This is a genomic window from Psychroflexus tropicus DSM 15496 (assembly GCF_000378765.1).
In the GTDB taxonomy this organism is placed as follows: domain Bacteria; phylum Bacteroidota; class Bacteroidia; order Flavobacteriales; family Flavobacteriaceae; genus Psychroflexus; species Psychroflexus tropicus.
Genome location: NZ_KB905343.1, coordinates 139,654 through 164,013 on the forward strand (window position 1 = coordinate 139,654; position 24,360 = coordinate 164,013).

The 24,360-nt window shown below is 36.2% G+C and carries 22 protein-coding genes; 18 read left to right on the plus strand and 4 right to left on the minus strand.

What is annotated here, in order from left to right; translation table 11 throughout:
• Nucleotides 1-8 precede the first annotated feature (8 nt).
• The 3 genes from F598_RS0105415 (at nt 9) to ligA (ending at nt 3,554) form a co-directional block, all read left to right on the plus strand.
• Entirely contained in the window at nt 9-632 is a 624-nt protein-coding gene (locus F598_RS0105415) for an IMPACT family protein (protein WP_019038006.1), read from the plus strand.
• Complete coding sequence (gene prmC / locus F598_RS0105420; protein WP_019038007.1) at nt 629-1,471, plus strand: peptide chain release factor N(5)-glutamine methyltransferase; 843 nt, start codon at nt 629-631, stop codon at nt 1,469-1,471. The genes F598_RS0105415 and prmC overlap by 4 nt, the downstream gene beginning before the upstream one ends.
• Nucleotides 1,472-1,553: 82 nt before the next feature.
• The gene (gene ligA, locus F598_RS0105425) at nt 1,554-3,554 is read left to right on the plus strand and encodes an NAD-dependent DNA ligase LigA (protein WP_019038008.1); all 2,001 of its coding nucleotides are present in this window, start codon (nt 1,554-1,556) and stop codon (nt 3,552-3,554) included.
• 8 nt (nt 3,555-3,562) lie between these two features.
• Here ligA and F598_RS0105430 read toward each other — a convergent pair whose 3' ends face one another.
• Complete coding sequence (locus F598_RS0105430; protein WP_019038009.1) at nt 3,563-4,477, minus strand: bifunctional metallophosphatase/5'-nucleotidase; 915 nt, start codon at nt 4,475-4,477, stop codon at nt 3,563-3,565.
• A 3-nt stretch (nt 4,478-4,480) separates the two neighbouring features.
• Nucleotides 4,481-5,233, minus strand: coding sequence for a 5'-nucleotidase C-terminal domain-containing protein (locus F598_RS0105435; RefSeq protein ID WP_019038010.1), 753 nt, complete (start codon nt 5,231-5,233; stop codon nt 4,481-4,483).
• A gap of 156 nt (nt 5,234-5,389) precedes the next feature.
• Between F598_RS0105435 and F598_RS0105440 the strand changes: the two genes are divergently transcribed.
• The 15 genes from F598_RS0105440 to F598_RS0105510 all read left to right on the plus strand — a co-directional run bounded on the left by F598_RS0105440 (nt 5,390) and on the right by F598_RS0105510 (nt 22,565).
• Nucleotides 5,390-7,393, plus strand: coding sequence for a monovalent cation:proton antiporter family protein (locus F598_RS0105440; RefSeq protein ID WP_019038011.1), 2,004 nt, complete (start codon nt 5,390-5,392; stop codon nt 7,391-7,393).
• Nucleotides 7,394-7,515: 122 nt separating this feature from the next.
• Entirely contained in the window at nt 7,516-8,013 is a 498-nt protein-coding gene (locus F598_RS0105445) for a DUF6913 domain-containing protein (protein WP_019038012.1), read from the plus strand.
• A 7-nt stretch (nt 8,014-8,020) separates the two neighbouring features.
• Nucleotides 8,021-8,896, plus strand: coding sequence for a 4-hydroxy-tetrahydrodipicolinate synthase (gene dapA / locus F598_RS0105450; RefSeq protein WP_019038013.1), 876 nt, complete (start codon nt 8,021-8,023; stop codon nt 8,894-8,896).
• A 67-nt stretch (nt 8,897-8,963) separates the two neighbouring features.
• Nucleotides 8,964-9,788, plus strand: a complete 825-nt coding sequence (locus F598_RS0105455) for an outer membrane protein assembly factor BamD (protein ID WP_019038014.1) — start codon at nt 8,964-8,966, stop codon at nt 9,786-9,788.
• Nucleotides 9,785-10,120: a DNA-directed RNA polymerase subunit omega gene (locus F598_RS0105460; RefSeq protein WP_019038015.1), complete on the plus strand. Its 336-nt coding sequence runs from the start codon at nt 9,785-9,787 to the stop codon at nt 10,118-10,120. Before F598_RS0105455 ends, F598_RS0105460 begins: the two co-directional genes overlap by 4 nt.
• A 12-nt stretch (nt 10,121-10,132) precedes the next feature.
• Nucleotides 10,133-11,338, plus strand: a complete 1,206-nt coding sequence (gene coaBC / locus F598_RS0105465; protein ID WP_019038016.1) for a bifunctional phosphopantothenoylcysteine decarboxylase/phosphopantothenate--cysteine ligase CoaBC — start codon at nt 10,133-10,135, stop codon at nt 11,336-11,338.
• Nucleotides 11,325-12,218 (plus strand): type IX secretion system protein PorD, encoded by an 894-nt coding sequence (gene porD, locus F598_RS0105470; protein ID WP_019038017.1) that lies wholly within the window; start codon nt 11,325-11,327, stop codon nt 12,216-12,218. Before coaBC ends, porD begins: the two co-directional genes overlap by 14 nt.
• Before the next feature lie 62 nt (nt 12,219-12,280).
• Complete coding sequence (recN, locus tag F598_RS0105475) at nt 12,281-13,933, plus strand: DNA repair protein RecN (protein WP_019038018.1); 1,653 nt, start codon at nt 12,281-12,283, stop codon at nt 13,931-13,933.
• 33 nt (nt 13,934-13,966) lie between these two features.
• Nucleotides 13,967-14,779: an enoyl-ACP reductase FabI gene (locus F598_RS0105480; protein WP_019038019.1), complete on the plus strand. Its 813-nt coding sequence runs from the start codon at nt 13,967-13,969 to the stop codon at nt 14,777-14,779.
• Nucleotides 14,780-14,971: 192 nt separating this feature from the next.
• Nucleotides 14,972-17,593: a GEVED domain-containing protein gene (locus F598_RS0105485; RefSeq protein ID WP_019038020.1), complete on the plus strand. Its 2,622-nt coding sequence runs from the start codon at nt 14,972-14,974 to the stop codon at nt 17,591-17,593.
• A 74-nt stretch (nt 17,594-17,667) separates the two neighbouring features.
• Nucleotides 17,668-18,672 (plus strand): glycosyltransferase family 2 protein, encoded by a 1,005-nt coding sequence (locus tag F598_RS0105490; RefSeq protein WP_019038021.1) that lies wholly within the window; start codon nt 17,668-17,670, stop codon nt 18,670-18,672.
• Nucleotides 18,672-19,622, plus strand: coding sequence for a YbbR-like domain-containing protein (locus tag F598_RS0105495; RefSeq protein ID WP_019038022.1), 951 nt, complete (start codon nt 18,672-18,674; stop codon nt 19,620-19,622). Before F598_RS0105490 ends, F598_RS0105495 begins: the two co-directional genes overlap by 1 nt.
• Nucleotides 19,619-20,206 carry a dephospho-CoA kinase gene (gene coaE, locus F598_RS0105500; protein WP_019038023.1) on the plus strand — a complete coding sequence of 196 codons (588 nt, stop codon included), beginning with the start codon at nt 19,619-19,621 and terminating at the stop codon, nt 20,204-20,206. The genes F598_RS0105495 and coaE overlap by 4 nt, the downstream gene beginning before the upstream one ends.
• A 69-nt stretch (nt 20,207-20,275) precedes the next feature.
• On the plus strand, nt 20,276-21,838 hold the full coding sequence (locus F598_RS0105505; protein ID WP_019038024.1) for a sensor histidine kinase: 1,563 nt from the start codon (nt 20,276-20,278) through the stop codon (nt 21,836-21,838).
• Nucleotides 21,839-21,842: 4 nt separating this feature from the next.
• Nucleotides 21,843-22,565, plus strand: a complete 723-nt coding sequence (locus F598_RS0105510) for a response regulator transcription factor (RefSeq protein ID WP_019038025.1) — start codon at nt 21,843-21,845, stop codon at nt 22,563-22,565.
• Between the two features lie 63 nt (nt 22,566-22,628).
• Here F598_RS0105510 and miaA read toward each other — a convergent pair whose 3' ends face one another.
• On the minus strand, nt 22,629-23,534 hold the full coding sequence (gene miaA, locus F598_RS0105515; protein ID WP_019038026.1) for a tRNA (adenosine(37)-N6)-dimethylallyltransferase MiaA: 906 nt from the start codon (nt 23,532-23,534) through the stop codon (nt 22,629-22,631).
• Complete coding sequence (locus tag F598_RS0105520) at nt 23,524-24,357, minus strand: ion transporter (RefSeq protein WP_019038027.1); 834 nt, start codon at nt 24,355-24,357, stop codon at nt 23,524-23,526. Before F598_RS0105520 ends, miaA begins: the two co-directional genes overlap by 11 nt.
• Between the last annotated feature and the right edge of the window lie 3 nt (nt 24,358-24,360).

Consider the following 24,360-nt stretch of genomic DNA (forward strand, 5'->3'; position numbering starts at 1 on the left):
CCCATCTCTTGGAAAATGATGCATACAAAACCATTGAAAAGCCTAGTACTGAAATTCTACTCAAAGACAAGGCAAGTAAATTCTTTGGTTATGCGTTTCCAATTCAATCAGAACAAGACGTAGAGTTTCATATTGCAGATTTAAAATCTAAACATAACAAAGCAGGTCATTTTTGTTATGCATGGCAAATAGGTGAAAATTATGAACACTTTCGAGTTAATGACGATGGAGAACCTTCTAATTCTGCAGGTATGCCGATTTTAGGACAACTACAAAATTATGAAGTAACTAATACTTTGATAGTTGTTGTACGTTACTTTGGTGGGACCAAACTTGGAGTAGGGGGTTTGATTTCAGCTTATAAATCTGCAGCCAAAATGGCATTAGAGCAGTCTAAATTAGTAACTAAGACCATTGATTTCACCTTTCAAGTTATTTGTGAATACGATAAGATGAATCTGGTGATGCGTATGGTGAAAGAACAAAATTTAGAAATTTTAGAACAAGATCTTAAGCTAAAATGTAAATTTATAATTGGCGTTAGAAAAAAAGACTTCGAAGCTACATTTCAGCGTTTTGAAGCAGTTTTCGGCTTTGAGGTAGAAAGTGAACATAAATCAGAAGATAAATGACAGATTTGAAAGCTCTTAGGGCTGATTTTATAAAGACCCTTAATAGCTACTATGACAAAGAAGAAATCATAAATTTTTTCAGTTGGCTAGCGGAAGATATTCTTGAGCTTAAAACACATCAATTGCTGCTTAATAAAGAGGTAAATCTAGACGAAAATAAATTGGCAAAATTTAAGTCAGCGACAGAAAGATTACAGCGTCAGGAACCTATTCAGCATATTTTAGGCTATACAGAGTTTTTCGGATTAAAAATCAAAGTCGATTCCAGTGTTTTAATTCCAAGGCCCGAAACAGAAGAATTAGTTCAATGGGTTATCGATGACTACTCAGCAAAAAATCATCAATTCTCTCTTATAGATTTGGGCACAGGAAGCGGATGTATACCCATCGCCCTTGCCAGACAACTACCTCAGGCCAAAATTAAAGCACTAGATGTTTCTAAAGAAGCTTTGAGCCTTGCTGCAATAAATTCAAAAGAAAATAACGTTGAAATTGAGTTGATAGAAGAAGATATTTTAGAATTAGAATACCTCCAGGAGGTTGATGTCCTGGTTTCAAATCCTCCATACGTAAAATACGATGAGCAAGAAGGGATGAGTAATAATGTCTTGAAAAATGAACCCCATGTTGCTTTATTTGTATATGATGATGATCCTCTGGTGTTTTATAGAAAAATAGCTGAACTTAGCCTCAAGCAAAAAAAAAGACCAGTGATTTATGTGGAAGTGAGTCAATACCTGGCCAATGAAACTCGAGATTTGTTCATTAACTATGGCTTTGATCAGGTAGAATTAAGAAAAGACTTCAGAGGAAATGATCGAATGCTAAAAGCTTACTAAACCCAATTACTGAACTGAATGAACTCGATATTTTTATCGATTTTAGCACAGGTTATATCAATTTTAATAATCTAAGGATTTCATGGATGCAAAAACTAAAATCGAAGCGTTAAGATCTGAACTTCATGACCATAATTACAAATACTATGTGTTAGATAGTCCTGAAATATCTGATTATGAATTCGATATGAAGTTGAAAGAGTTGCAGGAACTAGAAGAAGCGCATCCGGAATTCATGGATCCTAATTCTCCTACGATGAGAGTTGGAGGTGAAGTGACCAAAAACTTCAACACAATTGTTCATGATTTTCCAATGTACTCTTTATCTAATTCTTACTCCAAAGACGATCTTGAAGACTGGCAAACTCGAATTCAAAAAATAATAGAAGAACCTGTTGAGTTTACTTGTGAATTAAAATATGATGGGGCTTCGATAAGTTTAACCTACGAAAATGGTGAATTTCTTAGGGCAGTGACAAGAGGAGACGGAACCCAGGGTGATGAAGTAACTTATAATGTAAAAACAATTCGATCTGTACCACTAAAGCTCAAAGGTTCTGGCTTTCCAGAACGATTCGATATAAGAGGAGAAATTGTTTTGCCTTACGAAGGTTTTGCCAAACTCAATGCAGAACGTGTGGAGCAAGGTGAAGAACCTTATGCAAACCCAAGAAATACTGCTTCAGGAAGTTTAAAGTTACAGGATAGTGCAGAAGTTGCCAAACGTCCATTATTGTGCCTGTTATACAATTTAACCGGTAATAATCTTGGGCTTACCACACAAATGGAAAGCTTAACTAAAGCAAGGGAATGGGGGTTTAATGTTCCACATGAAGCTCAGCTGGCTCAATCTATGGAAGAAGTTTTAGCTTACATAAATTACTGGGACGAACACCGTCGTGATTTACCATACGAAACTGATGGAGTTGTGATAAAAGTGAATAATCTCCAGCACCAGGAAGAATTAGGGTACACAGCGAAGTCTCCACGGTGGGCTATGGCTTATAAGTTTAAAGCAGAGCAGGTCTCTACAACTTTAAATTCAATTACCTATCAGGTAGGTAGAACAGGAGCCATTACTCCAGTAGCCAATCTAGAACCGGTGCAGCTTGCAGGAACTACAGTAAAAAGAGCTTCTTTGCATAATGCAGATCAAATTGAAAAGCTGGACGTGAGGGAAGGAGATGTGGTTTTTGTGGAAAAGGGTGGTGAAATTATTCCCAAAATTATCGGAGTTGATTTTCAAAAACGTGATCCCAGCTCAAGTCCAACTGAATACATACAGCATTGTCCAGAATGCAATGCAGAGCTGGAAAGAAAAGAAGGTGAGGCGCTTCATTTTTGTCCAAATTCTGCAGGCTGCCCCCCTCAGATTATTGGGAGAATCCAGCATTTTATTTCTAGAAAAGCTATGGATATCGAAGGTCTTGGAGGTGAGACAGTAGCTTTACTTGTAAGAGAAGACTTAATTGAAGATTATGCCGATTTATACACTTTAAAAAAGGAAGATGTTTTACCATTGGAGCGCATGGCGGAGAAATCTGCAGAAAATTTAATCCAGGGTATTGAATCTTCAAAGGAGGTTCCGTTTGAGCGTGTGCTCTTTGGTTTAGGAATCCGTTATGTTGGAGAAACAGTAGCCAAAAAACTAGTAAAAGAGTTTAAAAGCATAGATGTGCTAGCTTCTGCTCACTTTCAGGACTTAGTGAATGTAGACGAGATAGGAGAACGCATTGCTCGGAGTGTTGTTGATTTCTTCGGAGATGATTCGAATAAGCAGCGTATTGATCGATTAAGAAGCTACGGATTAAATCTTGAAATTTCAGAAGATCAACTCAAAAATGAGAGTCAAAAATTAGATGGACTTACCCTTGTAATTTCAGGAGTATTTGAAAAAGTTTCAAGAAAAGAACTTCAGAGTTTGATTGAAAACAATGGGGGAAAAAACACGAGTTCCATCTCCAAAAAAACCGATTACCTGGTGGCTGGAGAAAACATGGGCCCAAGCAAGAGGACCAAGGCTGAAAACCTTGGGGTGAAAATTATTTCTGAAGCAGAGTTCCTAGAAATGATTGATGACTAGAAGAAAGTCTATACTTCAATCACCAAACTTTGATTTCTATTATCATCCTCGGCGTTGAAATAAAAGTCTATTCTTCCTACGTTAATTCCGGCCCAACCTACTTGGTTCACAAGCACCTTGTCGCCAATAGCATTTTCTACCACGCTAGGCTGATCTAAAAACGTGTGAGTATGCCCCCCGATTATAAGATCAATATTTTTGGTTTGCTTGGCGAGTTTGAGGTCATCTATTCTGTTTGATTTATAGCTATAGCCGAGATGAGATAAGCAAATCACCAGATCACAGTTGAGGTCTTCTTTTAGAATTTTGCTTTGTTCCTGGGCAATTTCAACAGGGTTGATGTATTTTGTTTCTTTATAAAGCTCCTTAGAGACTAGCCCTTCTAACTCTATTCCAAGTCCAAAAACACCAATTGAAAATCCATTGACTTCATAAACCTGATGAGGTTGTACCATTCCGTCTAGAATAGTATTGGATACATCGTAATTAGCATTCAACATATCAAATTTTGCATGAGCTAATTGCGCTGCAATATTGGCGATACCATTATCAAATTCGTGATTTCCAATCGTAGAGGCATGATAGCCCATTTTGCTCATCAGCTTGTATTCCAATTCGCCACCGTAAAAATTGAAATAGGGAGTGCCTTGAAACGCATCTCCAGCATCAAATACCAAAGTGTTTGGGTTTTCAGCAATAACATTTTGGATGTAACTATGTCTTCTGGATACTCCTCCTAGATTGGGATACTTGCTATCATTGGATGGGAAAGGGTCGATATGACTATGCACATCATTAGTGTGCAGAATGGTAACCTGTTGAGCATTGGAACTTGGCTTAATAGTACTCAATAGTCCAATCCCACCCACTGCTGTAAAAGCGGTTGCTGCTCCAGTCGTCTTTATAAATTCTAATCGTTTCATGGCCTAGTCTTCAAGTTGATAAAATCGTTCGTCCCTTTGGTAATCTATGCTGTCTTTTTTCTCAAAATAATCGATAAATACATTCCTCAGCTTATAATCTAAAAGCTGAACATATTTGGAGGATAGGAAAAAATCCATACTATCTCCTCCTTTTACCAAGTAGTCTGAAGTGGCAACGTAATAGCTTTGCTCCTGAATTGGCTCTGCATTTATGTTAAACTCCTCTAGATTGCCCTCCGCATTCAAAATTATTTGCAAACCGGAAATGGGATGAGCTGTTTTATTTTTAACCAAATAGTCTACCAGCAATTGAAGCTCTTTCGAAGACAACTCTGCTACGGCCACTTTATTTTCAAAAGGCATAATGTTGTAGGCGGTCTTGGTAGTGATAGCTCCAGCATTAATACCAGAACGAATTCCTCCATAATTAAGTAAAACAATGTCTATGTCTCGACCTGTTTTTGACTTGAAAACAGGATTGGCCATTTCCATCACCGCATCTGCCATCATGTTTCCAAGTGGTGTATTCAATTTATAGTCAGACTTATACATGGCCTTAGGAGTATAAGAGAGTTTGCCTTCCATTTCCTGTGTGATCCGCTCTCGATAAGGACGAATGAATTCTTCGATATTTTCTTCCGCTGGTATAGAGTCGTTGATCTGTATTTGCTGTCCTTTAACGAAGCTCAATTGTTTCGGTTGCTCTTTACAGGCTAAGAAACAGCCGATACACATGAGGAAATAGAATTTTTTCATTTGGCCATGAATTTGAGATGTAAAGATAACTGCTTTTTTAAAAAATCCGCTGATTCTTGGTAACTCAAAGTTGTTGATTCTATGAAATTATTTTTTGTTTTAATTAGGTGGATAAGAATCTAATTTTGGTATTTTTGAAATTAACAACTTCACGCTATGGAAATTCCTTTACTTAAAGAAATAGTTATTGTATTAGGGATTTCAATTGTGATTATTCTGGCTTTCCAAAAGCTAAAAGTGCCTTCTATTCTAGGATTTTTGTTCGCTGGAATTATAGTAGGGCCAAGTGCATTTCATCTTCTCAGCTCTTCTCACGAGGTGGAACTTCTTTCAGAAATTGGTATTATTTTTCTATTGTTCATCATTGGAATAGAGTTGTCATTTAGTGGATTGATGAAGATAAAGAAGACCGTATTTATAGGAGGCGGTCTTCAAGTAGGTGGTACTATACTAATTACCGCCTTAGTGGCGATAGCTTTAGGTGTAACAATCAATACAGCCATTTTTATAGGCTTCCTTATTTCATTAAGCAGTACCGCTATCGTACTTAAAATGCTTCAGGAAAAAGGGGAGATCGAATCTCCACATGGGCGTATCGCCCTTGGTGTTTTGATTTTTCAGGATATTATCGTAGTCCCCATGATGCTACTTACACCAATTCTTGCAGGTAAATCTGAGAATATAGGTGAAACTTTATTATTACTCTTAGCCAAATTAATTGGGGTAGGAATCGTGGTATTTGTCCTTCAAAAATATGTTGTCCCTTATATCTTTAAGTTGGTAGTAAAATCAAAAAACAGAGAATTATTTATCCTAACCACTGTAGTTTTTTGTTTTTCTGTAGCCTGGCTCACTTCCTCTGTAGGTCTTTCTTTGGCACTAGGTGCATTTTTCGCCGGATTGATTATTTCTGAATCTGAATATAGCCATCAGGCTACGGCCAATGTGCTTCCTTTCAGAGAAATATTTATCAGTTTTTTCTTTATTTCCGTCGGTTCTCTTTTGGACATCTCTTTTTTTATAAATAATGTCCTTTATATTTTACTATTCGTGCTTGCTGTTTTATTGATAAAGATGCTTATTGTGGGATTTGTAACTCTGGTTTTAAAAAATCAGCCACGAACCGCCTTCATGTCTGCTTTTAGTATTTTTCAGGTAGGTGAATTCTCTCTGCTGCTTTCTACGGTTGGCTTGCAGAATGATTTATTACCCGAGGCCCTATATCAATACTTTTTGGCAGTTTCTATTCTAACTATGGCCTTAACGCCCTTCATTTTGCAGAAATCACATCAAATGACAGATTTTTTGCTTAAAGCTGCGATTCCTAAAAAGGTAAGGCGACGATTAGATAAAATAAAGTTCGATCATAACGACCCGGAATCAGATCAATCTCATGATTGGAAAGATCACGTCGTTATTGTAGGTTATGGCATCAACGGTAAGAATATTTCCAGAGTGACCTCTCATATTGATGTGCCTTATGTTATTGTTGATATGGATTATGAAGCTATAAAAGAAGCCAAAGCAAAAAATCAGCCTATTGTTTTTGGAGATGCTTCCGATCCAGAAATTCTTAAGCTTATCAATATTCAGAAGGCTAGAGTAGTGGTGATAGCTATTTCAGACCCAAATGTGACCAAAAAGATTATTTCATCGGTGAGGCTGTTTTCTCAAACCGTTTATATTATTGTGAGAACACGTTACGTTAAGGAGATTGAGGAGAACATGAAGATTGGTGCCGACGAAGTTATTCCAGAAGAATTTGAAACTTCAATAGAAATTTTCACTCGAGTATTAAGGCAATATATGGTGACGCAAAGTGATATTGAAAGCATTGTCACCAGTATTAGGTCTTCAGATTATGAGATGTTAACCAGTATAAAACCTACCACTACTAATGCTGTATTCCAGCAGCTTGATATCCCAAATAAAGAGGTGGCTACCTTGCATGTTCAGCATGATAATAATTCTATTGCAGGCAGATCGATAGAGACCTCTGGTATTGGAAAAAATTATAATGTCACTGTGTTAGCGATCAAGCGAGGCAGAAAATACATTTCAGATATTCAACCCGATACCCACATAGAGATCGATGATTTGGTTTATATTTTTGGAGCTCCTAGTGATATCAATGCCTTAAACAAAGCGATAAAATTTTAAGCAGGAAGTCAATTTCAGTTTCATAAAAATAGAGGTTACCAGGATAATATTCCTGCTGAAAAAATTAAATATCGATTATAATACCAAAGAGATTCACGTATATTTGAAGTAAATTTTTTAAGGTGCTTAACTCAATTCAGACCTATTTTTTAAACAAAAAGTTAGACTCCAAGTTTTCTCAAAAATCTGAAGAAAACTTTGGACATAAGATCGGGATTTTATTTAATGATGATGTTTCAGATCGGTATCAGTTGCAACAATTAGTCGAATCTAATTATGGCGTCAGTGATTCTGATATAAGCCTTTTGGGATTTAGTAGACACCGATACGATCGAGTCGAGAAACCAGATTTTGTTTTTATCCAGAAGGATTTTACCATTTTTGGCGAGCCAAAATCTGAAGTAATTACAAAATTCACCAATACAAAATACGAGTATCTTTTCAATTTTTTTGGTCAAGATGAGCTTTGCCTTGAAATTGTGGCCTTGTTGACAAAAGCTAAGCTTAAAGTAGGGTTAAATGAATCTAATGAGAGGATTAATGATATTTCCTTTGCGATGGATTCCAAAAATCTTGATTTTTTTAAAGAAAGTTCAATATATATAAAACATATAATTTAAGTAAGAGATGACAAATTTAAAAGGCACGGGAGTTGCCTTAGCTACTCCTTTTACCAGTGAAAATGAAATTGATGAAATAGCTCTCAAACGATTAGTGAGTTATCAAATCAATAATGGCATCGATTATATTGTAGTGCTTGGAACAACAGCAGAAAATGCAACGCTAAATGCATATGAAAAAGAGCTAGTCAAATCCATAATCAAAAAAGAAACTAATGGTAAGCTTCCCTTAGTACTTGGGATTGGAGGAAATAATACTTCTCAGGTGGTAGAGGAGCTTAAGACTCAGAATGTTGAAGGTTTCGATGCTATACTGTCTGTTTCACCATATTATAACAAGCCTACTCAGGAAGGAATTTATCAACATTTTGCAGAGGTGTCCAAAGCATCACCGCTTCCTATCATATTGTATAATGTGCCTGGTAGAACAGGGTCTCATATGTTACCTCTTACTGTAGTCCGCTTAGCTAATGATTTCGATAATATTATAGGTATCAAAGAAGCCTCTGGCGATATGGTACAAGCCATGCAGATCATAAGGGATACTCCATCCAATTTCCTAGTCATTTCTGGTGATGACATGATAACTCTCCCTATGGTACTTTCTGGAGGGGCAGGAGTAATTTCGGTGATGGCACAAGGATTTCCTGAAGAATTTTCCAGAATGGTAAATTTAGGGCTCCAGAAAAAGGTTGATGAAGCTTACGCCATTCAATATCAACTCATGGATGGGGTAGATCTCATATTTAAAGAAGGTAATCCAGCTGGTATTAAAGCCGTTTTTGAGCTTAAAAAACTTGCAGAAAGTCATGTAAGGTTACCATTGATGAAAGCTTCGCCAGAGTTGAAATCTGCGCTTAGTGTTTTTATTAATCAATTGTAATAAGCTCGATACTATTGCGTTTTTATTATCGAAGATTTATGCCTAATTTTGCATGATATTTAATTTTATGAAGCAATTTGCAATTCTTTTGATATTGGTTTTTGGATTCACTTCTTGTAGTGAGTATCAAAAAGTCCTAAAAGAAAAAGAAATTTTACCTAAATACGAAATGGCGAAAGAGTTCTATGACAAAGGCATGGAGACTCAAAAGAACAAATATTTACGTAAATCTATACGTTTGTTCGAACAGATTATGCCTCAGTATAAAGGTAAACCATCAGGAGAGACGGTGAGTTTCATGAATGCGAATGCGCATTACCTCATTGGAGATTATTTTCTTTCCGGTTACATGTTCGAACGGTTTACAAAGTCCTATCCAAATAGTGAGAAGGTAGAGGAAGCTTTTTATAAAAGCGCTAAAAGTTATTATGAGGTTTCGCCAATCTACAGTAAAGACCAAGAGGATACCAATAAAGCTTTAGCTAAACTTCAGTTTTATATCAACACCTATCCCGATGGACAGTTTTTTGCTGCTTCCAATGACATGATTCAGGAGTTGAGCCTCAAAATTGAAAGAAAATACTACGAGATTTCAAAACAGTATCATCATACAGAACGTTATAAAGCAGCGATACAATCTTTTGAAAATTATAACCTAAGGTTTCCAGGATCCAAATTTAGAGAAAAGGCATTTTATTATAGATTTGAATCAGCATACATACTAGCAATCAATAGTATCTCTGCTTTAGTGCCAGAACGATTGGCAGAGGCTAAAGGTTATTACGAGGATTATATCAAATATTATGGTGACTCTGAGAGTGAACTTGCAGCTAAGGCCAAAATTTACGCCCAAGACATAGAAGAACGTACAAATACCCAAAACGAGATATGAATTCAAATATCAAACACACAAACGCTCCAATAAGCACAACAACTATTAATAAGAATAAAGTTGATGAGCCAACTGGTAACATTTATGAAGCGATTTCTATAGTTTCTAAACGTTCTAACCAGATCAATACTGAGATGAAAAAAGAGCTTTTAGAGAAACTTGATGAATTTGCAACTTACAACGAAAATCTAGATGAGGTTTTTGAAAATAAAGAGCAAATTGAAGTTTCTAAATACTACGAAAGGCTTCCAAAACCTCACTCCATTGCCATGGACGAATGGTTGGATGATAAAATTTACTACAGAAATACAAAGGATAATACAGAAGAATAATATTGTATCCTTATGAGTATTTTAAGCGGCAAGCATATCCTATTAGGAATTACGGGTGGTATTGCCGCTTATAAATCTGCTTTTTTAGTCAGGTTACTAAAAAAAGCTGGGGCAGATGTCAAAGTGGTCATGACCCCAGAAGCAGAACAGTTTGTAACTCCTCTTACCCTTTCTACACTTTCAGAACAACCAGTTGTTTCTTCATTTACCGACGAGGAAAAAAATTGGAATAATCACGTTGACCTTGGTCTTTGGGCAGATCTTATGCTTGTGGCGCCTGTAACCGCCAACACCTTGTCTAAGATGGCTTCTGGCAATGCAAACAATCTATTAATTACCACTTACCTTTCTGCTAAGTGCCCGGTCTATTTTGCGCCTGCCATGGATCTAGACATGTACAAACATGCTTCTTCCAAAGCCAGTATCGATAAGCTCATTAGTTTTGGGAATACATTTATTCAGCCAGAATCTGGTGAATTAGCTAGTGGACTAGTTGGGGAAGGACGAATGGCTGAACCACAACATATAGTTGATTTCTTAGAAAACGATATACTATCTCAACTTCCTCTGGTCAATCAAGTTGTGACGATAACTGCTGGACCTACTTATGAAGCTATAGATCCTGTAAGGTTCATAGGCAATCATTCAAGCGGTAAAATGGGATTTGAATTAGCGCGTCGTGCACTAGATCTGGGAGCAAAAGTTAATTTAATCACTGGACCTACTCATTGTGAATTGAGTCATAACAATCTAAAAAGAATTGACGTTGTAAGTGCACAAGACATGTACGAAGCTGCCGTAAAGGTGTTTGACACTTCAAACATAGTCATTGCTTCAGCCGCTGTCTCAGACTATAAACCCAAGCAAAAGTTTGATCAAAAAATAAAGAAAAGTGAAGATTCCATGCGAATTGATCTTGAGCCCACTCCAGATATTTTAAAATACCTTGGAGAACTTAAGCAAGAGCAAATTTTGGTAGGTTTTGCTTTGGAAACCAATGATGAGGAGAAGAATGCAAAGTCAAAATTGAAAAGAAAAAATTTGGACTTTATCGTCCTCAACTCATTAAATGATAAAGGAGCAGGATTTAAAAAAGAAACGAATAAGATTAAAATCATAACAAAATCAGAAGTCATTCGTTTTGATACTAAACCAAAACCTGAAGTGGCTAAAGATATTTTTGATTATATAAATAAACTTGTAAATGATGAGCTTTAAATATTTGCTTTTAATTCTTTGCTTTCCATTGATGGCTTCATCTCAAGTTTTAGAAGCGGAGGTCTATCTGGATGCTCAACAAACCGGAAGAAATCAACTCCCGATTTTCTCCACCCTTCAAAGGGATCTCACAGAGTTTATTAATAATACGAGTTGGACTAATGTCAATTACGAGCCTCATGAAAAGGTAAAATGTAGCTTTAATATCATCGTTCAGGCTTATGATGCTGATAATTTTCAAGCTACGCTTCAGGTGCAGTCATCTCGACCTGTGTTTGGATCCTCTATGAATACGATTTTATTAAACATCAAAGACAACGATTTTAATTTTACCTACAAAGAATTCGCCCCTTTAGATTATAATCCCAATGTTTTCACTAGCAACCTGATTTCGACAATTAGTTTTTATGTTTATACCATTTTAGGCTATGATGCAGATTCTTTTGTTGAAGGTGGGGGAGATGAGTTTTATGAAGAGGCCAGAAAGATAGTTAATGCTGCAAGGCAGCGCGGAGGTAATGGCTGGACAGAAGCAGGGGTTTCTCAAAGTAGATTCGGGATCAATAGAGATTTGCTTTCTGGAAATTTTTCAAATTTTAGAAAAGCGATCTATGTTTATCATAGAATGGGTCTCGATATGATGCACAAGGATGTTGAAGAAGGCAAGGCGAATGTACTGACTGCCATCAATTTAATTTCTGAAAATTCTAAAAGCAGACCTAATGCTGCTTTATTCAGGATATTTTTCGACTCGAAATCTGACGAAATCATGCAAATTTTAAACGGTGGTCCTGAAATGGACATCTCGTCTACCGTGAATACCTTAACTCAAGTTGCTCCTGTACATAACAGAACCTGGCAGAGGATTGAACAAAAATAAGTATCAAGATTACTTATTATTTAGTAGATTAGCTCTTCTAAACTACAATAAATTTTTCGTTTGTGCTTAAGGTTCTTGGAATCAAAAATTTTGCTCTTATTGAAGATATCAGTATAGAATTTACTGATAATTTCTCTATAATTACCGGTGAAACTGGTGCAGGAAAATCCATTATTCTTGGAGCTCTTTCATTGTTATTAGGTAAGCGAGCAGACCTGAGTTCTATAAGGGATTCAGAAAAAAAATGTGTTATTGAAGGGCATTTTTCTGTAGGCAAATTCAACCTGCAAAATCGTTTTGAAGACCTGGATTTAGATTATGAAGAAGAGACTATCATAAGACGTGAAATTTTACCTTCTGGTAAATCCAGAGCATTTGTAAATGATACTCCAGTAAGATTAACCAACTTAAGTGAGCTAGGTGTTCACCTTATTGATATTCATAGCCAGCATGAAACTCTCTCAATAGCCAATCCAGATTATCAATATGGTATCCTTGATACAGTTGCGCAAAATTTTGAAATTAAGTCAACGTATATCGATAATTATAAGCTTCTTAACCAATACCGGAAGGAGTTTGAAGTATTAAAGTCCAGACAAGACAAAGCAGACGAAGCTTACGACTATAATGTATTCCTTTTATCAGAATTAACTGAGGCCAACCTGAGGTTGGGTTTGCAAGAGGAACTTGAGGCTTCTCAAAGCAAACTTAGTCATGTTGAAGAACTTGAGGAGAAGTTAGGCTTATCCTTTCAGCAGATGGATGATGAATCTGTTGGGGTTTTGAGTCAACTAAGAGAAATTAATTTAAATTTAAAAAAAGCGTCTAAACTAGATCCTTCTTTATCTGAACTTTCTCAGCGATTAGAGAGTATCTGGATTGAGGCAGAAGATATTTCTTCAGAAACGCAGTCGCAGTTGGAAGCCTTAGATGCAGATCCTAGAGCTTTAGAGGAGGTAAATGATAAGCTGCAAACTATTTACACCTTACAAAAAAAGCACCATAAATCAGATATAGAGGGTTTGCTGGAGGTTAAAGATGATCTCGAGGAACAAGTCTCTGTAAAAGATAATGCTGAAAAGGAGATAAAAAAAGCTGAAAAACTAATTACAGATCAAAAGACAAAGCTACTATCACTAGCTAAAGCTTTGTTTGAATCCAGAACTAAAGTCACTAAAAAGATTACAAATCTGGTTGAAAGCATGCTTAAAGACCTAGGAATACCTGATGCTAAGCTCGTCATAGAGGGTAAATTTGACGCTGACTTCACCTTAAGAGGTGGGGACAGCTTTCAGTGGATGTTTTCTGCCAACAAAGGGAGTGAGCCTCAGGATATCAAGCGAGTAGCCTCTGGAGGGGAGTTGTCCAGGATAACCTTGACTATCAAGAGTTTATTAGCAGAATATGAAAATTTACCCACTATTATTTTTGATGAGATCGATACGGGAGTTTCAGGTGACATCGCTACCAAAATGGGTGCAATAATGAAGCGTATGTCTTCTTCACTTCAAGTTATTTCTATAACACATCTACCGCAAATCGCAGGTATGGGCAAACAACATTTGAAAGTCTATAAAACCATTGCCAACGAAAAAACCCAGTCCAACATCATGGTTTTAACAGAGAAGGATCGCGTTGTTGAGCTAGCAGAAATGCTTGGGGGTGATAAAACTTCCAAATCTGCTTTGGCTCATGCTCAATCTTTGTTAAAATGATTAACTTTACCGCATTGAATTTAAAATAATACTATGTCATATAATTTATTAAAAGGAAAACGAGGAATAATCTTTGGAGCTTTAGATGAAAACTCTATAGCATGGAAAACAGCTGAGCGCGCTCATGAAGAAGGAGCCACTTTTGTTTTAACAAATGCCCCAGTAGCTTTAAGAATGGGAACTATCAATACTTTGGCAGAAAAAACAAACTCAGAAGTGATTCCTGCAGATGCAACCAAAGTTGAAGACCTGGAGAATTTGATAGAAAAGTCTCAAGAGATCTTAGGTGGTAAAATAGATTTTGTTCTTCATTCTATCGGCATGTCTATCAATGTAAGGAAGGGGAAACATTATACTGATCAAAATTACGATTGGACTCATAAAGGTCTAGATGTTTCTGCGATGTCTTTTCATAAATTGATGCAAACGCTTCACAAAAAAGAGGCGATGAACGAGTGGGGAAGTATAGTGGCCTTAACCTACATGGCGGCTCAACGAGTCTTCCCGGATTACAATGATATGGCAGACAATAAAGCTTACTTAGAATCTATAGCCAGGAGCTTTGGATACTTCTTCGGTAAAGATAAGAAAGTGAGGGTCAATACTATTTCTCAGTCACCCACACCAACCTCTGCAGGTCAGGGTGTAAAAGGTTTTACCGGGTTTATGAACTATGCTGAAAAAATGTCTCCATTAGGAAACGCAACAGCATTGGAGTGTGCTGACTATACGCTGACCTTGTTTTCTGACTTGACCAAAAAAGTTACACTGCAAAATCTATTTCACGATGGTGGATTTTCCAATATGGGAGTTAGTCAAGAAATCATGGAGTCGATGAAAGATTAACAAAATTTGAAATAATTCATCATATAACCCTCCTCATTTAGGAGGGTTTTTTATTTGCAATAAAAATGAAATATTAGCAATAATACATAATATTAACAGTATTGTGTCAATATTTAGTTAAAACAGTCAATATTATTTATAATCTTTCATAATAATTTAACTATATTAGTTTTGAACTTAAAATAATTAATTATGAAAAGAATTACAATGACTTTAATGGGTCTTGTTTTTGCATTTTCTGCAAATGCACAAGATCTTGCAATGAAATCAAATTCGAAGGTTCCAGTATTTGAATCTCAAAAAGCTGTTTTGTACGAAGCACTTCCTGGACCTAACGGTAATGGTATTGTATCTGTGTATTCTAATGCACCAGATGATCTTGGAGTTTACACTGCAGATGATTTTAATCTTGCTGAAGACTCAGATATAACTTCCGTAACTGCGTTTGGTTTTAATAATGGAGCAAATTTTGTTGCGGATTTTACAGGTTTGGATGTTTATATCTATGATAACTCTACTTCAAATACCCCAGCTGGAGATCCAACTTTACCTGGCTCTGGTGTGCTTGAAATTGTTAATCTCGATGCCGCAGATCCTGCAATTACTGTTGTTGGCAGTGGCGAGGAGATTACTGTAGACATTGTTGCAGCTTTGGGATCACCAGTAACGCTAAGTGCTGGAGATTACTGGATCACATTTGCACCTCGTATGAATATACCTGGTTTTGATGGGACTCTAAGATGGAATCATTTTGCTTCAGGTGAAGATGTTACTGGAGTAGGTGAACCTCATTTAATTGATCCAGGAAACGCTTTTGGCGGCGGTTTTTTAGACTGGACACCATTATCGGGCTTGGGCATTACAGACCAGGGCGGTTTGGCATTTAGAATTGAAGGGGAGCCAGCAGCGGAATTTCCACTGCCATATTGTGGTCCTTTAGACTTTACCTCTTCGGTTGAGCCGATCTCAAATGTAGAATTTGCTGGCATTGCTAATACATCAGATCCTGCAGTTGGTGCCACCCCAGCCCACGAAGACTTTACAAGCATTAGTGGGGAGGTTTTAGCTGGAGAATCTTATGATATTGTTCTAGAAGGTAATACTGATGGTGACTTCACCAATCGTTTTGCTGTATTTATAGACTGGAATCAAAATGAAGTTTTAGATGACGCTGGAGAGGTTTATGAAATTACAACTACATTAGTTAATTCTAACGGTGCTGATGGACAACAAGTCATCCAAACCTTGGATGTTCCTGTCGATGCCCTAGAAGGTGAGACTCGAATGAGAGTTAAGAAGTTGTTTGGAACTACCAACTATTTAGATCCATGTCTTGGTACTGGATTTGGACAAGCTGAAGATTACTCAATTAATGTATCAATACCATCAGCTAGGGTTCAAGTAGTTCATAACGCTCCAGACCCAGCTGCAGAAGTGGTCGATGTATATTTAAATGGAGATTTACTTTTGGATGATTTTGAATTTAGAACTGCTAGTCCATTTGTTGATGCTCCAGCAAACACGCCTATCACTATTGATATTGCACCTGGTACAAGTACTGATGTTTCTGAAAGTATATTTTCGGTAAGTCCAACACTAGTAGATGGTGAAACCTATATCGTGGTTGCTGATGGTGTGTTAGACCCTTCATTATTTGACGACTCTGTAAATGCCATAGCCTTCAATCTTGAGGTATTTGCAGGAGCAAGAGAAGCAGCAGCTTCTGCTGGTAACACAGATGTATTAGTACATCATGGTTCTCCTGATGCTCCTACGGTTGATGTTGTAAATCAAGGTAATGGAGGTGTATTGGTAGATGATATAAGTTACCCAGAATTTCAAGGTTACTTAGAGTTACCAACAGGAAATTATGTTTTAGATGTGACTACAGCCGATAATTCTGCTGTTGTTGAAAGTTATTTAGCATTACTAGCAACATTTGGCTTAGAAGATGCAGCAGTTACTGTATTTGCCTCCGGATTTTTAGATCCTGCCGCGAATCAGAATGGACCTGCTTTTGGACTTTGGGTGTCTTTAGCGAGTGGCGGACCACTAGTTGAGTTGCCTACCCAAGATACAGATCCAGGTTTCCCAGGCTTCTATTGTGGACCTTTAGATTTTACAATTGACGTAGAACCAATATCGAACGTTGAATTTTCTGATATGACTAATCCAACTGATCCCGCTGTTAACGCTTCACCTGCTCATGAAGATTTTACAGGAATTACAGTAAATGTCAATGCTGGAGAATCTTATGAGATTGTGCTTGAAGGAAATACCGCTGGTAATTTTACGAATAGATTTGCAGTGTTTATAGACTGGAACCAAGATTTCCTTTTTGATGGTCCTAATGAAGTGTATGAAATCACTCAAACCATTACAAATTCAAATGGAGCAGATGGCCAGCAGGCTGTTCAGGTGCTTGATGTGCCAGCAGATGCCCCAGATGGAGAAACACGTATGAGAGTGAAAAAGATATTTGGTACTACTGGATATTTAGACCCTTGTGCTGGAGCATCTTTTGGTCAAGCTGAAGATTATACGGTAAGTGTAGGAACCTTATCTAGCGATAATTTTGAGAATACAATTGATTTCTCTTTCTATCCAAACCCTGTGAAAGACATACTTTCTATTTCGACTCAGTCTTCTGTTGAGAGCTTAAAAGTTTACAATATGTTGGGCCAGTTAGTTAAGGAAACTTCTCCTAATTCTGCTAATCCTCAAATTAGCTTAAGTGAATTCAATTCAGGTGTTTACTTAGTCTCTATGGAAGTAGAAGGACGAGTAGAAACTTTTAGAGTTATGAAACAGTAATGTGATATAACCTAATTTCTTAATGAATCCCGAAGCTAAGCTTCGGGATTTTTTATTTGTAATACCTTTACAGCATGATAGAACTACATTTTTCTTTTGTTATTCCTGTATACAATCGCCCAAATGAAATAGACGAACTCTTGCAAAGTTTAGTTCAAGTAGAAGGTAATTTTGAGGTTGTTATTGTAGAAGATGGATCGGACGAAACCTGTGATGCAATTGTTGATAAGTTTAAGGAAGATCTCGATATTTCTTATTTTTTAAAAGAAAATTCAGGTCCAGGAGACTCGAGGAATTTTGGGATGTCTAAAGCTAAGGGGAATTATTTCATCATTTTGGATAGTGATGTTATTGTTCCATCGTTCTACCTAAAAACAGTTAGAGAGGCTTTACATTTTAAATATTTAGACTGTTATGGCGGTAGTGATAAGGCTTTAGATAGCTTTACAAGTGTACAAAAAGCTATAGATTATGCGATGACCTCTATTCTTACAACCGGTGGTATAAGAGGAACTGTGCAATCTAAAGTTTCAAGGTCTTATGAGCCTCGAAGTTTTAACATGGGAATCTCTAAGTCTGCTTATAAGAAATCTGGTGGTTTTGGTAAAATCCATCCTGGTGAAGACCCAGACTTGTCTATACGGCTAAGGGAGTTAGGATTCAAAGTAGGTTTTATTCACGGAGCACATGTTTATCATAAACGGCGAACAGACCTAATCAAATTCTCAAGACAAATTTTTAAATTTGGACTTGTGAGGCCTATACTTTTAGAAAGATATCCATCTACTTCTAAGCCAACCTATTGGTTTCCGTTTTATTATACTCTAGGACTACTTATAGGTATTGGGCTTTTATTTATTCAACTTCATTTCATACTTTACTTTTATGTGCTTTACAACTCATTAATTATGCTGGATAGTTTAATCAATTATAAGAGTATAAAAATTTCCTTTTTAAGCCTATTGGCAACCAATATTCAATTTTTAAGTTATGGTATTGGTTTTATAATAAGCTACTATAAAATTCATATCTTGAAAAAGAATCCTAAAAAGACCTTTCCAAAATTATTTTTCAATTGATGAATTCAAAAAACCAAATTGACAAGCTAAAGGGAAACTTGAAAAAAAGAAATTATAAAGCTTTCTTTTTCTTTATTGTTTTTACCTTATTTATATGGCTGTTTGTGCAAATGTCAAAAGTATATAACCATCAGTTAGACCTTCAATTTCATATAGAAAATGTTCCAAAATCATTAATTTTGGAGCAGACTGACCAAACATTGAGTGCCCAAATTAAGCAGTCTGGGTTCAAAATTTTAGCAATACATTTATTTAATTCATCTGTTGATGTTGATTTCAATCAATTGGATTCTACTGCGAATCAGTATGAGTATGACCTTATTAAACATAAAGCCGAAATTACTAAAACATTAAAATTGTCAAGTGAGGATTTGACTTTTGCTCAAGATACCCTTTCTTTTGATTATTATGTATTGACAACTCGTAAGTTGAAGATAAAATCTGCTCTTAAAGTTAATTTCGGTAAAGGATTCGATTCCTTGACCAGTTTCAAGTTTGATCCTAGTTACATAGAAGTATCTGGAAACGACTCTATTTTGAAAGCTTTAGACTATGTTGCTACAGAGGAGAAAACTTTTGATAACGTATCTGATACCCTTTCAGGTCAGATCGATATACAAAAGATAGATAGCCTTTCTGTCAATTATCTTACAGAAAAGATCAACTTCACTCTCCCTGTTGCTAAATTTACGGAAGGGACCTTTGAAATTCCAATTGAGTTCGAAAATCCAGAACTAAATGAACAGCTTCTTATTTTCCCGAAGACCGTAAAGGTTAATTTTAAAACGAGTTTATCTAATTACGAAAGAATCGATGAGTCAGGATTCAAAGTCATTGCTAAATACAAGCCTGATGATCAATTTATGTTTTTGGAACTATTTAAAAAACCTAAGTACGTCAAAAGCGTCTCCTTAGAAAATTATAAAGTAGATTATCTGATTAAGAAATGATAAAGGTTGGACTTACAGGAGGAATCGGAAGCGGGAAAACCACCGTTGCAGAGATGTTTGAGAAGCTGGGTGCTCCGCTATTTATTGCAGATAGAGAAGCAAAAAAGATACTGGATTTACCAGAAGTTACATTCGAAATTGCAGATGTTTTCGAACTTAAACTTAAGCCAGATGGTAAAATTCATAAACCAGATTTAGCTTCAATTGTTTTCAATGATACAGAGGCATTAGAAGCACTCAATTCAATTATTCACCCTCGTGTACATAAAAGTTTTGAAATTTGGTTTGGTAAGCAAGATTTCCCTTACATTATTTATGAAGCAGCTATTATTTTTGAAAAAGATAGGGCTTCCAGTTTTGATTATACAGTGCTTGTTACTGCACCGAAAGAAGAGCGAATTCGTAGAGTCATGAACAGAGATAAAATAAGTGATGAGCAGGTAGAATCAAGAATGAAGGCTCAATGGCCGCAATCCAAAAAGAAAAAACTAGCGAATTTCATTATTGAAAATATTAATTTAAATGAAACTCAGCAACAGGTGGCTCAACTTCATGAGAAATTTCTAATCTTTTCAGATAATTAAGTGTATTGCCTTGTTAACTTTCGGTTAAACACTGAGAAAGCATTTTGTTAAAACTGTAATTTTGGCGGAATGAATCAACGTATATTCACATTTATCATCGTGCTGATGAGTGTTTCCCTAATAGGAATCATCTTCGTGCAGGGCTACTGGATCAAAAACACAGTAGAAAGTAACGAAGAACAGTTCTCTATGGGTGCTAAACAAATTCTTATCAACGTTGTTCAACAACTTGAAAAGGAGGAAATTGATAAGTATTATTTCAAATTTGCTTCTATTGCAGATTCAGAAACTCCGGTGAGAACTCAACTAAGTGAAATCTTTCAATTACCGGAAGATGGAATTTCAACAGAATACTTTTACTATAATCAATTATTCCAGGAAGATTATAAAGTGGCCTCTCCCTTTTTGGCTGATAACCAAGATTCTATAGAATTCAAAAAATTTGTCAATAAGAAATTGACTGCTGTCATGAGAAGACAGGATGTTGATGGTTCCACTCTCAATGCAATGGAGCGGTTTGAAAGAATAAGTAACTTAGAAGAAGAACAAAAATATTTGTGGTTAGACGCTATAAAAGAATTAGCTTCTAAAATTCCTATTCATAAACGTGTTGATACCCTGGAGATTAAAAGGTTGATCGACGAACAAATGGAAAAGCGCAATTTAAAATCCAGCTATGATTTTGGGATCTATAGCAATGCCTTATCCACCAAGGTAAGAACTGCGAGTTTTGAACTTAATTCTCCATCTACTTACGGTGTACCAGTGTATAGTTATAATGATGAATACTCAGATTACCAGTTATTTATCAATTTCAAGGATAAGAATCAGCAGATACTATCGTCAATAGCATTGATGGGCGGATTGTCTGTAATGTTTACTCTTGTGATTGTTCTTGCATTTTCTTCAGCGATTGGACAGCTAATTAGGCAGAGGCAAATCTCTCAAATCAAGACGGATTTCATCAATAACATGACTCACGAATTTAAGACACCTATAGCCACCATTAATTTGGCCCTAGATTCAGTCAAAAATCCTATGATTTCAAAAAATCCAGAAGCTGTCGATCGTTACATGAATATGATTCGTGAGGAAAATAAAAGAATGCACGCTCAGGTAGAAAATGTTCTAAGAATCTCCAAGCTTGAAAAGAATGAGTTAGATATAGAAAAAGAAAAATTGAATTTGCATGATATTGTTGAAGATTCTATCAATCATATCAGTTTAATCGTGGAAAATAGGGGAGGTAATATTCAAACCCATTTAGAAGCTAAAAGAGATACTATTTTAGCTAATGATTCCCACTTCTCTAATGTCATTGTCAATATTTTGGACAACGCAGTTAAATACTCACCTGAAGCTCCTGAAATTACAGTAAAAACTGAAAATGTAAATAACTATATAGTGGTTATCGTCACAGACAAAGGTAGTGGGATGTCAAAGCAAGTTCAGAAAAAAATATTCGATAAATTTTATAGAGAGCACACAGGCGATGTGCACAATGTTAAGGGTCATGGTCTTGGACTGGCCTACGTTAAACGAATTATAGAAGACCATCATGGAGAGATCTCTGTGAAAAGTGAAAAAGGAAAAGGAAGTTCATTTATAATTAAATTACCATTAATATCATAAATATATGGAAACTGAAAACAAGAAAATTTTATTAGTAGAAGACGATCCAAACTTTGGAATCGTATTGAAGGACTATTTGTCCATGAATAATTACGAAGTTACTCATGCTAAAAACGGTATGGAGGGTTTCGAAAAGTTTAAGAAGGGGAATTATGACTTGTGTATTTTAGATGTCATGATGCCTTATAAGGATGGGTTTACTTTAGCAAAAGAAATCCGAGCAAAAAACGAAGATATCCCTATTATTTTCCTTACTGCAAAGGCGATGAAAGACGATGTACTTAAAGGTTATAAAGTAGGTGCAGATGATTATCTTAATAAACCTTTCGATAGTGAGGTGCTTTTAATGAAGATAAAAGCCATTATGCAGCGTAAAAACTCTGATACATTGGCAGATAGCAAGCAATTTGAATTTACCATCGGTAACTTTCATCTCAATTCTAAACTTAGATTTTTAACCTATAAAGAAGAGGAGCCAATTAAGTTATCTCCGAAAGAAAACGAATTGCTTCGTTTATTAGCGCTTTATGAAAATGATTTAATGCCGAGAGAGCTGGCATTGACTAAAATCTGGAGAGATGATAACTATTTTACGTCTAGAAGTATGGATGTTTACATCGCCAAATTAAGAAAATACCTGAGAAAAGATGATACCGTAGAAATCTTGAATATTCACGGTGAAGGTTTTCGTCTGGTCGTTAAAGGCTCCGATGGAAAAGGTGCTTAATTATAAGAAGTACACTTTTTTCAGTTCCAACATAATATGTAAAACTAGCTGTACTAAGTGCGGCTAGTTTTTCATTTTCTCTAATGCTTTTGTAATGTCACTTGGTGGAGTGAGGTAACGGAACCATTGGATTTCAGGATCTTTTTTGAACCAGGTGAGTTGTCTTTTGGCGTATCTTCTCGTGTTTTTTTTGATCTCATCGATGGCTTCAGCTAAACTACAGTTGCCATCAAAATGCCTAAACAGCTCTTTATAACCAACTGTCTGTAAAGCATTAAGATGCCTTTGGGGATGTAAAGCTCTGGCTTCATCTATAAGTCCATCTTCAATCATGAGGTCCACGCGCTTTTCAATACGCTCGTATATAATAGTTCTTGGCGCATCCAGACCTATTTTTTTGACATCAAAATCCCTTTTTTGTTTTTCTTGAGCTTGAAAATTGCTAAAGGGTTTACCAGAAACATCAATAACCTCTAAAGCTCTCGTGAGTCGCCTTGCATTCGATTTTTCAATCGTTTCGTAGGTTTTTAAATCTTTTTTCTTAAGTAAGATTCTTAAAGCTTCAATGCCTTCTTTTTCAAGCAGAGTATTATACTTTTGCCTTATTGATATTGGAATATCTGGGAAATAGTCTAAACCCTCCGTTACTGCTTTTTGATATAAGCCGCTACCGCCAACTAAAATAGCCTTAGAATTAGTCTTATGAATTCCTCTTAACACCTTAATGGCTTGTGTTTCGAACTTTCCAACATTATAGTCTTCGGTTATGGATATATGTTGGATAAAGTGATGCTTAGCCATACTTAGTTCTATTGGCGAGGGTACTGCGGTGCCAATTGACATTTCTTTATAGAATTGCCTGGAGTCTGCTGATATGATTTCAGTGGAATAGCGTCGGGCAAGCTCAATACTTAAAGCAGTTTTTCCTATGGCTGTTGGCCCAACAACGCAAATTAGCTCAGGTGTCATTTTCCTTTTCTTTTGCAGTTTTATCCTGGTTTAAAGCATAACCGCAGTTGTGACAAAAATCTGCACCATCTCTATGTTCATCTTCACCGCAATTATAGCATACCTGTGTATTTCTTCTAACGTTTTCTTTAGTCATTTCAGCAGTAACTATACCTGTAGGAACAGCGATAATTCCATAGCCTAGTAGCATAATGATTGTAGCGACCAATTGCCCTAAAGGGGTAACTGGATGTATATCGCCAAAGCCAACAGTGGTGAGTGTGACTATCGCCCAGTATATTCCTCTGGGGATAGAGGTATACCCATGTTCGGGTCCCTCAACTATATACATCACCGTGCCAGCTATAAATGAAATAATAACTACGCTATAGATGAAAATCAATATTTTAGGCACACTATTTTTTAAGGCTACTGCGACTCTAGATCCTGCGCCAGAGTATCTCACTAATTTAAACACTCTAAAAACCCTTAGCAGCCTTAATGCTCTTAAAGATAACAAGGCTCCAGAACCAACAAAAATCAATGAAATGTAAAGCGGTATTGTAGAAAGAAAGTCGATGATACCGTAGAAGCTAAAAATATAGTTTTTAGCTTTCTTTATGCTGATGACTCTAAGGATATACTCAATGGTAAAGAAAATTGTGATTACCCATTCTAAACTAACAAATAACGAATGATACTTAAGACTAATTTCTTCAACTGAGTCTAAGACTACCAGGGCTAGACTTACTAAGATGACAATTAATAGTGCTACATCAAAAGCCTTTCCAGCTTTAGTATCTGCTTCATAAATGACTTCATGTACTTTTTCCTTCCAAGACATGAT

Excerpts from the sequence above, each read along its gene's own strand:
- porD (WP_019038017.1), top strand. The coding sequence starts at position 11,325 with ATGATGAGCTTTAAATATTTGCTTTTAATTCTTTGCTTTCCATTGATG.
- miaA (WP_019038026.1), bottom strand. The coding sequence starts at position 23,534 with ATGACACCTGAGCTAATTTGCGTTGTTGGGCCAACAGCCATAGGAAAA.
- F598_RS0105490 (WP_019038021.1), top strand. The coding sequence starts at position 17,668 with ATGATAGAACTACATTTTTCTTTTGTTATTCCTGTATACAATCGCCCA.
- F598_RS0105505 (WP_019038024.1), top strand. The coding sequence starts at position 20,276 with ATGAATCAACGTATATTCACATTTATCATCGTGCTGATGAGTGTTTCC.
- F598_RS0105460 (WP_019038015.1), top strand. The coding sequence starts at position 9,785 with ATGAATTCAAATATCAAACACACAAACGCTCCAATAAGCACAACAACT.
- coaE (WP_019038023.1), top strand. The coding sequence starts at position 19,619 with ATGATAAAGGTTGGACTTACAGGAGGAATCGGAAGCGGGAAAACCACC.
- F598_RS0105510 (WP_019038025.1), top strand. The coding sequence starts at position 21,843 with ATGGAAACTGAAAACAAGAAAATTTTATTAGTAGAAGACGATCCAAAC.
- F598_RS0105520 (WP_019038027.1), bottom strand. The coding sequence starts at position 24,357 with ATGTCTTGGAAGGAAAAAGTACATGAAGTCATTTATGAAGCAGATACT.
- F598_RS0105430 (WP_019038009.1), bottom strand. The coding sequence starts at position 4,477 with ATGAAACGATTAGAATTTATAAAGACGACTGGAGCAGCAACCGCTTTT.
- ligA (WP_019038008.1), top strand. The coding sequence starts at position 1,554 with ATGGATGCAAAAACTAAAATCGAAGCGTTAAGATCTGAACTTCATGAC.
- F598_RS0105480 (WP_019038019.1), top strand. The coding sequence starts at position 13,967 with ATGTCATATAATTTATTAAAAGGAAAACGAGGAATAATCTTTGGAGCT.
- dapA (WP_019038013.1), top strand. The coding sequence starts at position 8,021 with ATGACAAATTTAAAAGGCACGGGAGTTGCCTTAGCTACTCCTTTTACC.
- F598_RS0105455 (WP_019038014.1), top strand. The coding sequence starts at position 8,964 with ATGAAGCAATTTGCAATTCTTTTGATATTGGTTTTTGGATTCACTTCT.
- coaBC (WP_019038016.1), top strand. The coding sequence starts at position 10,133 with ATGAGTATTTTAAGCGGCAAGCATATCCTATTAGGAATTACGGGTGGT.
- prmC (WP_019038007.1), top strand. The coding sequence starts at position 629 with ATGACAGATTTGAAAGCTCTTAGGGCTGATTTTATAAAGACCCTTAAT.
- F598_RS0105435 (WP_019038010.1), bottom strand. The coding sequence starts at position 5,233 with ATGAAAAAATTCTATTTCCTCATGTGTATCGGCTGTTTCTTAGCCTGT.
- F598_RS0105495 (WP_019038022.1), top strand. The coding sequence starts at position 18,672 with ATGAATTCAAAAAACCAAATTGACAAGCTAAAGGGAAACTTGAAAAAA.
- F598_RS0105485 (WP_019038020.1), top strand. The coding sequence starts at position 14,972 with ATGAAAAGAATTACAATGACTTTAATGGGTCTTGTTTTTGCATTTTCT.
- F598_RS0105440 (WP_019038011.1), top strand. The coding sequence starts at position 5,390 with ATGGAAATTCCTTTACTTAAAGAAATAGTTATTGTATTAGGGATTTCA.